Genomic DNA, 12,094 nt, shown 5'->3' on the forward strand with positions numbered 1-12,094 from the left:
CAGCTTCGCATAGATGCGCTCCAAAGCGGAAATTCTAAAAAAGTGGTGAAAAAGTGGCCGCTTCGCAGCTGACTTGATCTCCCGATCGCTGTTGTCACAAGTCAGCTGCTCCACTCTTCTTTTTCAATTATCGCTTAACTTCCAAAATCCGCGTTTAGTTACGTAACAAAGAATGGAACAAGGGAGGAGGTGCCAGGTTGAAGAACGACAAAACGGAACAACGCGGCAAATCCGAAACGGCTGGCGCGCAGCAGGAAGTGAAGGTTGTGGCGGAAATGCCGGGTGATTCGGAAATGCGCGAGCAGCTTGATGAAATGCAGGCAAACGACGGTTTCCCTGGATCATGCGGCGGTCTCTAAATACAATAATCAAGGAGCAGAGAGGAGCAAGAAGCAGATGGATGACAGGAAGGAAAGCGATATTTACGCTCCGGTTACGAACCGTAATGACCGTTATGACGAATCGCGCATCGTAGAGGACGGTACGGATCCGATTGACGATTCCGAAGAGGATGCGATTGCGGCAGTGAAAGGCCACATCGAAAAGCAGGATTGGGAAGGAAGGAGCCGGTACGACCTGCATCCGGTCGCGGATTCCGACGATGTGAAGGATGAAAAATGGACGACCGCGGAGCGCGGCGAGCTTTAATGAGCAGCGCAAAAAAGCTTTTCCGGATAGGTCGATAACCTTTCGGAAAAGCTCTTTTTCATTTACACTTTGAAAATTTGGATCGTGCGCTGAAGCTGTGAAGCCATTTGCTGCATCCGTTCCGTTTCTTCGACGACGGCATGTACCGAATGGATCTGCTCATTCATCGAGGCGGATACCTGCTCGGTTCCGGCAGCCGACTGCTCGGTGATGGCGGAAATATTTTGAATCGCTGCCGAGATGTTGCGGGCGTCGTCCAGCATCGAATCGCTTTGCTGGGCGAAAGCGTGAATTTCTTGGGTAATCGAACGGGCATTTTCAGTAATTTCGTTAAAAATCTGCCCCGTTTCCTGGATCAGCTGAGTCTGCAAGTGTACGGCTTGTTCATTTACTTTAATGCTTTCAATCGCTTGATTGATGCTTTTTTCAATAGAACTGACGAGGCTGAATACTTCTTTCGTCGCAGCTGTCGATTCCTCCGCCAGCTTGCGCACTTCCTGCGCCACAACTGCAAAACCTTTGCCGTGCTCGCCGGCCCGCGCCGCTTCGATCGATGCGTTGAGGGACAGCAGGTTCGTTTGTTCCGCGATATCCGAGATCGTCTTCGTAATGGCGGAAATTCCGACCGCTTTACGCGAAAGCTCCTCAATCGTCTTCGAAACATGGGCCGTCGCTTCCGCGTTGCGGCGGGTGCCTTCAGACTGGCTGTCCATCGATTTGCGGCCTTTTTCCACCCATGCAAACGCGATTTCCGACCGTTCGTTCATCAGTTTGCTGGCCTCTACGTAACCGGTAACTTTCTCTTCGATCTCGCGTATGGACTCGGTCATCTCGCCGACATCGTTCGTGATTTCATTCGCGCCGGTGGCCAATTCGCCTGCAGAGGCGGCTACCTGTTCCATAACCTGCTTCAATTCCCGGTTTTTCTCGAAAATACTGGAGCTTGTGTCGGTAACGGTGCGGCTGATCGTGGATGTATTCATTAAAATTTCGCGAAGCTTGTCGATCATGCTGTTGAACGAATGGCCCAGTTCCCCAAGGGAAGATGCAGACGTATCAACACGCTGCGTGAAATCGCCTTTAGCGATCCGGAAAGCGACCGTTGTTATATCCTCAAGCGAGCTTGTCAGCGATTTGGCGATGACGGAAGTAAGAGGATAAGCGGCAATTGCGGAAACGGCCGCAGAGACGAGAACGGGCCAAAGCGCACCGCCTGCGAACAGACTTAGAAGAAGCGCCAAGATGGTAAACAACAAGATAAGCAAGTAACTGCCTGCTTGAATTTTGTTCCTTACCGATAAAGAATGAAACCAGTGCATTAAATCTCTCCTCTGCTGTAATGGTGGATTTTGCCGGGTCGAATGTCGGTTTGATTGCGGGTTAAAGCCAAGTTATGTAGGACTTTCGAAATATCCATATTATAGCATTGTTGCAGAAACGGGTCTATAGATGGTAAATAAAATGGCGATAAATCGCAAATAATCGCGTAAAAAGACTGAAAATGACGAAATATTACAAAAATTCATTGAACAATTTCCAGTTGTGCCCTATAATGTGACTTGGGAACTATATTACAGGGCCAACGCCCTAGTTGATAGGGGGGTAATTCATGGATATGGGTGCAATGCCGCTTGCGAGACAGGTGGATTTTGTTTTCCGCCAGCTCGAAGAAGAGTTGACTAACGCAACAGCCGGGACGGTGCTCATACATATTCGCAATAATACCGTCGGCAAATTCGGAGTCCGTCATAACCCGATTGAATGGAAAGACGGACGGTTCGACTCATCGTCGAAGGGCATGACTCCTGCGCAAGTGCAAGCGTTCCGCACAATGGCTGTGGACGCGCTGAAATTCAAGAGCGGCTGGACTCACGGCGAAATTTTGTTTGATTTTTCCGTCCGTCAAAGTACAGCCGGCTCTTGGTCGGCAAGCATCCTGTTTGAATCGAATTACAACATGGCAAGTTCTCATTTTCGCTATCAGCCGAAGCATCCGATGTCCAGAGAAAGGAAGGAACAGGATGGATTTGGTTAACGGATAGCGGCAAAATGCACTAGAGCGACCGCCGGCAAGCGGCAGCTTACCTTAAAGAACATACACAAACGGCCGCCCATTCTCGCAGGGCGGCCGTTTGCTGTCGCTTAAGGCGGTGAAGCCGCCGGATTGCTTTCTCTAAACTAAGGAAATAACAGCCATAGGGCAGGAGGGATAAGGAACAGCGCATAGACCGCGAGCTGCAAAGGACCGAGCCGGGAAGGGATGTGATCGTGGCCGCAGCCGCAGTCCGGTGCTCCGTGTCCAAGCCGGATTTGTACAGCTGCAAAAGCCTCGTACACGGATGCGGCGCCGAGCGTCAAAGCCGCAAGCTTGACCCAGATGACGTTGTAGCCTTCAATATACGAGTCGAGCCTTCCCGTATGGGCCAGCAGAGCGATGCCGGCGCTGTACAGGAACAGAGTGAGGGCACGCAAGCTGTGATGGATTAACGTGACGCGCCGGGCGGCAGACATCGGCAGTCCTCCTCGCCTTGATTTTATTTACCGGCAATCAAACGATTATCGGAAAAATAGGGTTTCCGCCAGCCAGGAACCGGCGAGTACGAACACTCCTGTCAGAGCGATCAGTCCCAGCACAATGCGGGCGCGGAAGACCGAATAAAGCATCAGCGCGCTCTTCATATCCATCATCGGACCGAATACGAGAAATGCGAGCAGCGCCCCTTTGTCAAAAATATCTTGAAAGGAGGCGGCAACAAACGCATCCGACGTGGAGCAGAGCGAAAGCAGAAAAGCGAGCCCCATCATAAACAAATGGGTGAACAGCGAATGAGCCGACAATTGTTCGAGCAGATTCCGCTCCACTCCCGTTTGCACGAATGCCGCCAGAGCGGCGCCGATAATGAGATATTTGCCCATATCGAAAAACTCGTCCGAAGCGTGGGAGATCACCGAAGCGATGCGGCCCCGGAGCGTTGCCGGGTGATCATGATCGTGATGGTCGTGATCATAACGATGGCTGTGACCATGGTCATGATGGTCATGATCGTGATGATGGCTGTGATCATGGTGATGATGGCGGCTGTCGTCGTAAGGGTGATTCCTCAGCGGATCATGCCGGATCGTCCGGTAAAGGACAATGCCGGCGGCGATCGATACGGCAAAAGCGAGACCGATCCGGGTGTATGCCATCGCGGGCAGTGAGCGGAAAGCGGTGTACGTGGAATAGTACACGACCGGGTTGATGATCGGACCTGCGATTATGTACACCATTCCGATATAAGCAGGCATCCCCTTCCGGATCAGCCGGCGCACGACGGGAACCATACCGCATTCGCATATTGGAAAAAGCAGTCCGAGCAAGCTCCCGAACAGGATGGCGGCGGCAGGATGGCGCGGGGTAAGCCTGCGAATTTGCCGGTCGGTCACGAATACTTGCAAAAGGGCTGAAAATAGAACGCCAAGCAGCACGAAAGGAACGGCTTCCAAAATAATGCCGGCGAACGCCGTCTTGAACGCGTTCAGCCCGTCGGGGGCCAGGTGCAGATCGCGGCGGGCGATAAGCAGTGCCGCCGCAGCAGCGCCGGCAGCGGCCAGCGCTGTTATTGGCGTGCGAATCCGGGATGGTACCATTGGGCATCCTCTCTTTTTTTTACATCATTGGACAGCTTCAAATCATCGGTCGTTCCAGTGTATGCCTCCCATGGATGATTTAGGACAGCCCTGCCTTGACTTTTTGCGGGCGGGAGTTATAATCGTTGTAAATGGCGATGACAGGAAGAAGTAAGCACGGGAGCATGATCCTCCAGAGAGCCGGTGACAGCTGAGAGCCGGCGGATCGCCCGCGGCCGAAATGGGTCCTGGAGCCGGGAGCGGAACTGCTGCGGCTGCTGTCCTTAAGCGGACGGCGGAGCGGATGACGGCTCGGAAGCAGCAACCTTCCGACCGGATATTCGCGGAACTATGCCCCGCGCGGGTTGCTTTCCGGAATGTTCCACGTTACGGAACGATAAGGTTTGAACTTGCCCGGCATGAACGTGTCCCCAAGATGCGGCAATGAGGCGGTTCGAACGAATTAGGGTGGCACCACGGTCTCTCGTCCCTTGCGGCGGGGGCCTTTTTTGCGTTTCAATACGAACCTATTAAAGAAAAGGGTGGATGGAAGATGAAAAGGGTGCTGTCGGGCATTCAACCGAGCGGTCAGCTGACGCTTGGCAACTATATCGGAGCGCTGCAAAATTTTGTGAAACTGCAGCATACGCACGAATGTTATTTTATGGTAGTGGATCTGCACGCCATTACAGTGCCGCAGGAGCCTGCGGCGCTGCGCGAGCAGAGCGAGTCGGTGGCCGCGCTCTTTGTCGCTGCCGGCATCGATCCGGACAAAGCGGCCGTATATATGCAATCCCATGTTCCCTCGCATGCGGAGCTGGGATGGCTGCTGACGACGCTCACGTATATGGGCGAGCTCGAGCGGATGACGCAGTTTAAGGATAAGTCGGAGGGCAAGGAGTCCGTCGGAGCGGGTCTGTTCGTTTATCCGGCACTGATGGCGGCAGATATTCTCATTTATAACTCCGATCTGATCCCGGTAGGAGAGGACCAGAAGCAGCACCTGGAGCTGACGCGCGATCTGGCGCAGCGCTTCAACTCCCGCTACGGCGATTTCTTCACCATTCCGGAGCCGTATATTCCGAAGGTCGGGGCGCGCATTATGTCGCTCGACGACGCGAGCAAAAAAATGAGCAAGAGCAACCCGAACCCTGGCAGCTATATTGCGCTGCTCGATTCGCCGGATGTGATCCGCAAAAAAATAAGCCGGGCGACAACCGATTCCGGAAGGGAAGTCGTTTACGATCCGGCAAACAAGCCGGAAGTGAGCAACCTGATGGGTATTTACGCGCAGGTGTCCGGACTCTCGCTGCAGGAAGTACAGGACCGTTACGAGGGTCAGGGATACGGAGCGTTCAAAAAAGAGCTGGCCGAGCAGATCGTTGCGGCTCTCGAGCCGCTTCAGGCGCGCTACAACGAAATCCGCAGCTCCGGAGCGGTTCACGATATTTTGAAGCAGGGTGCGGACAAAGCCGCCGCTGTCGCGGACCGGACGCTGGCCGAAGTGAAGCGGCGCATGGGGTTCCTTCCGCCCCGCTAGGGTGCCGTTTGACAGCCGGCCGCCGCATTTCAAGCTTCGCGGCCATAGGCCGCCGCTTTATTTACGGCGCAGCCGGGATTTGATCATAAAGCCGAAGCCGATGAACATGAACGTGAACAAGGTCATACCGATCGCAGGCCAGGCGCCGAAGCTGATCGATATGGCGGTAGCCGTCATAAGCAGCGTCGATATGACGGCATAAACAAGGGCAAAAGGCTTGGACATAGCGAAATTACCTCCTGAATAAAAAAATGATGATATTTTCAAAACGGGTAGAATAGAACTTCTTAAACGGAGCATAATAAGCTTGCAAGCTTGCAACACATCACAGTGCATACATCGAAAGGAGAAATTCCTATGGCAGGCGGATCCCGTAGCAGCAACACTTTGGTAGTACCTGGTGCAAAGCAGGCTTTGGAACAATTGAAATTTGAAGCCGCGCAAGAACTGGGCGTACAAATTCCAGCTGACGGTTATTATGGCAACGTTGCAACTCGTGATGCAGGCTCCCTCGGAGGATATATCACGAAACGTCTGGTGCAAATTGCCGAACAACAACTGTCCGGCGGTCAGTTCCGTTAATCGTAACGAAATACAAAGAAGAAGCTCAAGGGAAACCTTGGGCTTTTTCTATGATGTTCGACCCGCTTGAATCAAAATGGCGCCCCTTCCATTGTGACGGAAGGGGCGCTTCGCGGTCAATACGTATTCATCCGCAGCCGCTTTTGCAGTCGTTCATCGCTCAGCCAGCCGACGTAGGAGCCGAGCGTCTTATAGTCGGAATCCATCACCAGAACGCCCACCATCGGATACTGCTTGCGGCGGCGGTATCTGACATCCGCCCACCGAACTTCATAACCCCAGGAATGCTCCAGCACCTCCGCGCTGGCGTATGAGGTGAAATGAAGAAAGGCTTGAATCGAGACGTCGCGCTTTGAAATTTCGACGGCGGGATGATCGGAGCAGCTGGCGAAATCGGCCCACTTCAACTTGCCGCCCCGGAAATCGCCGACACGGAAGCTGCCGTCCTTCATCCGTTTCACGACATTCCAGTCAAACAGCGATACGGTCGGAATGAGAAGATACTCTTCGCCGTCCGCCGCTTCCGCGTCGGCCTTGAGCAAGGCGGCTGACTGCCGTCTATGCTCGAATGTCCGCCACACATAATAGAGAGCGGTAAAACCGTACAATACCGGGAATATGATGCGCGGATCGGCAAAGTCGAACGCCCACAGCAGCAGCGCCATCACATGGGTTGTAAAAATGACGGGATCGAAAATGTGGATGATGTTCCAAGCAATCCACTGCTGCGAGAACGGGCGCGCCGCCTGAGTCCCGTACGTATTGAACAGATCGGAGAAGATATGCACCAAGACCGCGAGCAGCACCCAGCCGCCGACATGCAGCCACGGCAATCCGCGAAATCCGATTTGCAGCGCTGCCGTAATAAGCACCGTCCAAATGACGATTGCCGGAAGCGAGTGCGTAATTCCTCTATGGTTGCGGATATAAGCGGCATTGCTTTTCAGCCGCAGGAAACTGTCGAAATCAGGTGCCTGCGAACCGACAACGGTCCCGATTAAAACAGCCGAAAAAACGACCGGACTGTTATAAACGACAGGGTCGACTGTTGCGAGGCCGGCGAGACCGAGACCGACGACAAAATGTGTTCCGGAATCCATTAGGGGCATGCCTCCCGAATTAAAGATACTGGCGCTTCAAATTAGTATTTCCTTTCCTGCCGTCTTGTATGTCGGGACAAAAGCTGCGGGTCGCAAAAAAAAGAACGCTCCGGCGAGCGTTCTTCGGATCATTGTTTAACGACCGGCAGTGCCGATGGTGGCTGTCGCAGTCGAGGCCGGAGTCGATGCCGGCGTCGCAGACGTCGAAACCGGTGTGAGGTTGCTGACGACCGAGCCTTGGAACGGATATTGATAAGCGATCGGTCCTTCGAAGGTGACGTAATCCAGGTTCAGCGTCAACAGCAAAAACCGCATGCCGGTCGTCGGATCGCTGATAATGATATGATCGCGTCCGGCCGCTTCGATGATGCCGCGAAAAATTTTGGCGTTCCATTCGCGGTTATTTTCATACGTCATATAAAAAGTCGCCATTTTGCCGCGGTTTAATCGAAGTATGTTTTCCACATAAGATTCTTCGACGGCGGGCAATGTATTAATGGTCCCTCCGGAAGGAGTGACGATAGCACCGGATGGAACCGCAGGCGGCATGCCGGTCGCCGCCCCTTGTACGGATGTCGGATAAGGCATTTGATTCGCGAGCGGCGAAACCGGATAAGGCACCTGCATGGAAGGGCCGATATTAGGACGGAAATTGCCGCCGTACCCAAACCCTGCATCAAAACCGGTGCTAGCAGGACTGACCGAAGTTGGATAACCGTAACCGTATGACATGAATAAAATCCCCGCTTTCATATGATGATGGAATCGGCCGTAAAGCTTAGATTCCGTGTTTCTTCTTATTTAAAAGCATCATGATGCATGTAAGTATCCGTCCTCAGTATACTTTCGGGCAATTTGCCGCCGATGGCGCAAAGAAGCAGTGCGCTTTAAACCGTCCGGTATTGGCTTGATTGTACCAGGTGGAAGGACAGTTGCCCGCCGGCTTGAAAAACCAGAGCGCGTTGGATGCGGGATGCTGCCGCTCGCCGTTGATGACGCGCTGGGCCAGCTTGATTTCGCTGGAGCGGGCTTTCTGATAAAAGTAACTTTTTTGAACCGCTTCGTAACCGCCCGGACTTTGGTACACCATATCGGGGACGGACCGGATGTTGCGGAAATCAAGACAGTTGCTCCGGATGCGGTTAACGCCGACATTGCCGACCATCAGCATGCCAAGCTCGCCCTCACCTTCGGCTTCGGCCCGGAGCAGCCGGGCAAGCAGCTGAACATCCGAGGAATTCGCTTTGATAACGGCCATAGAATTCGTATCGCTCCTTTCGTGAAACGTGACGTGCTGCACCAGCCCGACTGGGCTTTTGACTACATCCTTAATCTATGCCTAAGATCACATTTGGTTCCTCAATTCGTCAAATTATCGCCATTTGTATTCGTCAAATTATTGAACATGTCCGCATCTCGTTGTCAGCGCGTTTTTTTTCCGGTATCATTAGAGCGTTCATAAACTGAAGCTATTAGCGCCTTCGCGCTTTGCCGCTATAATAAACAGGAGGCTCACGCTGTGCTTAAAGATTTTATTGCCCTCACGAAGCCCCGGATCGTGCAGATGAACGCGTTTGCAGCATTCGGCGGATTCTGGGTTGCGTCAAAATGGGATATTAACTGGCTGCTGCTCTTATACATGCTCATCGGCACATCGCTCACGATGGCGTCCGCATGTGTCATTAACAATTATTGGGACCGCGAGCTGGATACGAAAATGGCGCGGACCCAGGGCCGCGCGCTTCCTTCGGGCAGAATGAAGCCGTCAACGGTCATTTGGTACGGCATCATTCTCGGTGCCGCGGGACTGGTCATCCTTTTTACGCTCGTTAATGCGCTGGCCGGCTGGCTCGGCATTCTTGGCTGGTTCGTGTACATTGTCATCTATACGATGTGGCTCAAACGCAGCTCGACCTGGAGCACATCGATCGGCGGGATTTCGGGCGCCATGCCGCCGGTTATCGGCTACTGTTCCGTTACCGGGCAGGTTGACGCCGGGGCCTGGCTGTTATTTGCTTTTCTGTTTCTGTGGCAGCCGGCCCACTTCTGGTCGCTTGCGATCCGCAAGGTGGAGGAATACCGCGCGGCAGGCTTCCCGCTGCTGCCAGTCGTCAAAGGCATCTCCCGCACCAAATGGCAGATGGTTCCGTATGTGCTGCTGCTCGTTCCGACAGTCATTCTGATGTACAGCTACGGGTATGTCGGACAGTGGTTTCTGTGGGTCAGCGCCATCTTCTCGGCCGGCTGGCTCGTCCATACCTTAACGGGACTGAACACTTCCAACACGGAGAAATGGGCGAAAGTGAACTTCCTGATCTCCGTCAACTATTTAATGATTGTCTTTTTGCTGATGATTGCAGATACGAGCTGGTCCTAAACTGTCCGAAAGCGGGGGGGAAAGCTTGATGGCTTTCGCGCGTAAGCATGCTTTCAAAATTGCGGTTATCGCGCTGTGCGCGGCAATGGGAGTTTATCTGCTTATGACGATGAGGGAGGATGCTCCGGCAAGCTTCCCCATGAACAACCCGGCACCGGAATTCGAGCTGGCCGACGCGCTTGGCGGCGGGAAGGTGAAGCTGTCCGATTCGGCCGGCAAAGTAAGGCTTGTTTATTTTTACTGGTCGAACTGTCCCGACGTTTGTCCGGTAACGACATTTATACTGTCCAAGGTGCAGGATGAGCTCAAGGCGAAAGGGCTGTTCGGCAGCAAGGCGGAGATCCAGTCGATCACGTTCGATCCGCAGCGCGATACGCCGGAAGCAATCCGTAAGTACGCGGACAAGTTTCATGCGGATGCCGCAGGCTGGAAGTTTTTGCGCCATTCCGATGAATCGGCTTCCGCACAGCTTGTGAAGGATTTCGGTCTTGGGCTGATGAAGGACGGTAAGGGGAATTTCACCCACAACGATTCCATCGTGCTCGTCGATCCGCAAGGCTCGATCCGGAAATATATTACCGGCGGAATGAACACGGAATTGACGGCGGAAGAGAACGCCAAGGCCATCGTTTCGGATGTCACGAAGCTGCTCGCTTATTAAAACGAACCTGCTGCAGCCTGAAGGCGGGGCATGGCGGCGGGGAAAAGGTGAACCGACGTCATGATATTTTTATCGATATTATGGAACAATGTGCTGCCGCTCTCCATCATGATTGCGCTCGGAATCCTTTTGCAGCGCATTTTTGCGCTCGACATTCGTACACTGTCAAAACTGAATTTTTATTTGTTTTCTCCGGCAGTCATATTCGATCTGCTCTATACGACCGAAATTTCGGCCGGGCTGATCGGCCAGGTGCTGTTGTTTGTGACCGTGTTTATGCTGCTGCAGTACGGACTTCTGGAAGCGGTTATCCGGCTGCGCGGTCTGCGCGGCGGATGCGCGCGACGATGCGCGGCAGCGTACTGTTCTATAACAGCGCCAATTACGGCATTCCGCTCAACCAGCTCGCTTTTGCCGGCAATCCGGTTACGCTCGCGGTTCAGGTGGTCATTATGATGGTGCAGTCGCTGCTCCCGAATACATACGGCATTTACAGCGTCAACGCCCACAAGAACGACATTCGGGCGATCTGGCGCGTCATCGTTTCACAGCCGATTATTTATGTCATTCCGCTGGCCTTTGCGCTCCGCGGATTTTCAGTGCCGCTGCCGGGCTTTATCGAGACGCCGGTCGGGTATTTGGCGGACGCATTTATCGGAACCGCGCTCATTACGCTCGGCGTTCAGCTTGGCTCGATGAAGGGGATGGCGGGCCGCATTCGCACTGCGGACCTGCTGCTGTCGGTATCAGCAAGGCTTGTCGCAGGGCCGGCGCTCGCTGCGCTGACGGTATGGGCGCTTGGAATTGACGGCATCATTGCCCAGGCGCTGATCGTGTCATCAGCTGTTCCGACATCGCTGAGCAGCGTGCTGCTGGCCGTCGAATTCGACAATGAACCGGAATTTGCTTCGCAGGCGGTGCTGGCCTCGACCGTGCTCAGCATTTTCACCGTCACCCTTGTCATCGCGATGCTTCAAATTTGATCTTCCTTCGTCCAGCGGATGGCCGAATCCGGCTCGGGATAACGTACATATTGCTCCAGCCCCGCCTTTTCAAGCTGCTCGATCAAATATTCGGGCGGCGTTTTCTCGACGCCGGGATAGCCTTTGCGGGTATAAATATGCTCGGCGTCCGGGAACAGATCGCGCAATATGCCGCGGATACGCTTGCCCGATGAATCGTTGTCGGTAAAAACATACACCTGCCGGTCGCCCACCTGCTTGCGCAGCGTTTCGAGCTGCTGTGTGCCGGGCGTACCATACGTGCAATAAATCGCAATCTCCTCACCCAGTACGAGCCTCAGCCGGCTGCGATCGTTTTTACCCTCCACAATGATGGCCGCCTCCATAAAAATCCGCTCCCTCTCCCGCGTATGTTAATCAATAGGGCTTGTCCTTATACATATACAAAAAAAGGCTTGCCCGCGCAAGCCTGAAAATCGGAATAAGATCCGTACAAGAGTTTTTTCTTCTATGGAAGGTTCGCTTGCAAAGAGAGGCAGGGGCGGTTAAGCCCCTGTCATTAATACCAGCAAATGGCGCTGAGGATAATGACCAGCAGGATGAACAAAACAAGAA

General features: G+C 53.6%; 17 protein-coding genes. 9 read left to right on the forward strand and 8 right to left on the reverse strand.

The window, feature by feature from the left end:
* The first annotated feature begins 197 nt into the window (after positions 1-197).
* Positions 198-359, forward strand: a complete 162-nt coding sequence (locus VN24_RS27705) for a hypothetical protein (RefSeq protein ID WP_158453679.1) — start codon at positions 198-200, stop codon at positions 357-359.
* A 37-nt stretch (positions 360-396) separates the two neighbouring features.
* Positions 397-648: a hypothetical protein gene (locus VN24_RS15690; protein WP_045671157.1), complete on the forward strand. Its 252-nt coding sequence runs from the start codon at positions 397-399 to the stop codon at positions 646-648.
* A gap of 62 nt (positions 649-710) precedes the next feature.
* Here VN24_RS15690 and VN24_RS15695 read toward each other — a convergent pair whose 3' ends face one another.
* Positions 711-1,967 carry a methyl-accepting chemotaxis protein gene (locus VN24_RS15695; RefSeq protein ID WP_045671158.1) on the reverse strand — a complete coding sequence of 419 codons (1,257 nt, stop codon included), beginning with the start codon at positions 1,965-1,967 and terminating at the stop codon, positions 711-713.
* A 290-nt stretch (positions 1,968-2,257) separates the two neighbouring features.
* On the opposite strand from VN24_RS15695, the gene VN24_RS15700 reads away from it, so the two are divergent.
* Positions 2,258-2,683 (forward strand): hypothetical protein, encoded by a 426-nt coding sequence (locus VN24_RS15700; protein ID WP_045671159.1) that lies wholly within the window; start codon positions 2,258-2,260, stop codon positions 2,681-2,683.
* 143 nt (positions 2,684-2,826) lie between these two features.
* Here the strand turns inward: VN24_RS15700 and VN24_RS15705 are convergent, their stop codons facing one another.
* On the reverse strand, positions 2,827-3,159 hold the full coding sequence (locus VN24_RS15705) for a DUF1980 domain-containing protein (RefSeq protein WP_045671160.1): 333 nt from the start codon (positions 3,157-3,159) through the stop codon (positions 2,827-2,829).
* 45 nt (positions 3,160-3,204) lie between these two features.
* On the reverse strand, positions 3,205-4,278 hold the full coding sequence (locus tag VN24_RS15710; protein WP_052702991.1) for a permease: 1,074 nt from the start codon (positions 4,276-4,278) through the stop codon (positions 3,205-3,207).
* 532 nt (positions 4,279-4,810) lie between these two features.
* On the opposite strand from VN24_RS15710, the gene trpS reads away from it, so the two are divergent.
* On the forward strand, positions 4,811-5,797 hold the full coding sequence (gene trpS, locus VN24_RS15720; RefSeq protein ID WP_045671162.1) for a tryptophan--tRNA ligase: 987 nt from the start codon (positions 4,811-4,813) through the stop codon (positions 5,795-5,797).
* A 57-nt stretch (positions 5,798-5,854) separates the two neighbouring features.
* Here trpS and VN24_RS27845 read toward each other — a convergent pair whose 3' ends face one another.
* A complete protein-coding gene (locus VN24_RS27845) occupies positions 5,855-6,022 on the reverse strand; it encodes a DUF5325 family protein (protein ID WP_169751048.1) in 168 nt (55 codons plus the stop codon).
* A 132-nt stretch (positions 6,023-6,154) separates the two neighbouring features.
* Between VN24_RS27845 and VN24_RS15725 the strand changes: the two genes are divergently transcribed.
* The gene (locus VN24_RS15725) at positions 6,155-6,379 is read left to right on the forward strand and encodes an alpha/beta-type small acid-soluble spore protein (RefSeq protein WP_045671163.1); all 225 of its coding nucleotides are present in this window, start codon (positions 6,155-6,157) and stop codon (positions 6,377-6,379) included.
* A gap of 116 nt (positions 6,380-6,495) precedes the next feature.
* Here the strand turns inward: VN24_RS15725 and VN24_RS15730 are convergent, their stop codons facing one another.
* The 3 genes from VN24_RS15730 to VN24_RS15740 form a co-directional block, all read right to left on the reverse strand.
* Positions 6,496-7,479, reverse strand: coding sequence for a metal-dependent hydrolase (locus tag VN24_RS15730; RefSeq protein WP_045671164.1), 984 nt, complete (start codon positions 7,477-7,479; stop codon positions 6,496-6,498).
* A 135-nt stretch (positions 7,480-7,614) separates the two neighbouring features.
* The gene (gene gerQ / locus VN24_RS15735) at positions 7,615-8,211 is read right to left on the reverse strand and encodes a spore coat protein GerQ (RefSeq protein WP_045671165.1); all 597 of its coding nucleotides are present in this window, start codon (positions 8,209-8,211) and stop codon (positions 7,615-7,617) included.
* 103 nt (positions 8,212-8,314) lie between these two features.
* Positions 8,315-8,737, reverse strand: coding sequence for a cell wall hydrolase (locus VN24_RS15740; protein WP_045671166.1), 423 nt, complete (start codon positions 8,735-8,737; stop codon positions 8,315-8,317).
* Between the two features lie 213 nt (positions 8,738-8,950).
* Between VN24_RS15740 and cyoE the strand changes: the two genes are divergently transcribed.
* From cyoE to VN24_RS15755, 4 genes are read left to right on the forward strand one after another with little or no spacing between them, the layout of a single operon-like run.
* Positions 8,951-9,856, forward strand: a complete 906-nt coding sequence (cyoE, locus tag VN24_RS15745; protein ID WP_082083792.1) for a heme o synthase — start codon at positions 8,951-8,953, stop codon at positions 9,854-9,856.
* A 28-nt stretch (positions 9,857-9,884) separates the two neighbouring features.
* On the forward strand, positions 9,885-10,517 hold the full coding sequence (locus tag VN24_RS15750; RefSeq protein ID WP_045671168.1) for an SCO family protein: 633 nt from the start codon (positions 9,885-9,887) through the stop codon (positions 10,515-10,517).
* 60 nt (positions 10,518-10,577) lie between these two features.
* Positions 10,578-10,973, forward strand: coding sequence for an AEC family transporter (locus VN24_RS28590; protein WP_338012180.1), 396 nt, complete (start codon positions 10,578-10,580; stop codon positions 10,971-10,973).
* A complete protein-coding gene (locus VN24_RS15755) occupies positions 10,865-11,500 on the forward strand; it encodes an AEC family transporter (RefSeq protein ID WP_338012181.1) in 636 nt (211 codons plus the stop codon). The genes VN24_RS28590 and VN24_RS15755 overlap by 109 nt, the downstream gene beginning before the upstream one ends.
* On the opposite strand, the gene VN24_RS15760 is transcribed toward VN24_RS15755, so the two are convergent.
* Positions 11,491-11,865, reverse strand: a complete 375-nt coding sequence (locus tag VN24_RS15760) for a toprim domain-containing protein (protein ID WP_045671169.1) — start codon at positions 11,863-11,865, stop codon at positions 11,491-11,493. The genes VN24_RS15755 and VN24_RS15760 overlap by 10 nt on opposite strands.
* Positions 11,866-12,094: the final 229 nt, after the last annotated feature.

It is taken from the genome of Paenibacillus beijingensis (assembly GCF_000961095.1).
Lineage (GTDB): Bacteria > Bacillota > Bacilli > Paenibacillales > Paenibacillaceae > Paenibacillus_O > Paenibacillus_O beijingensis.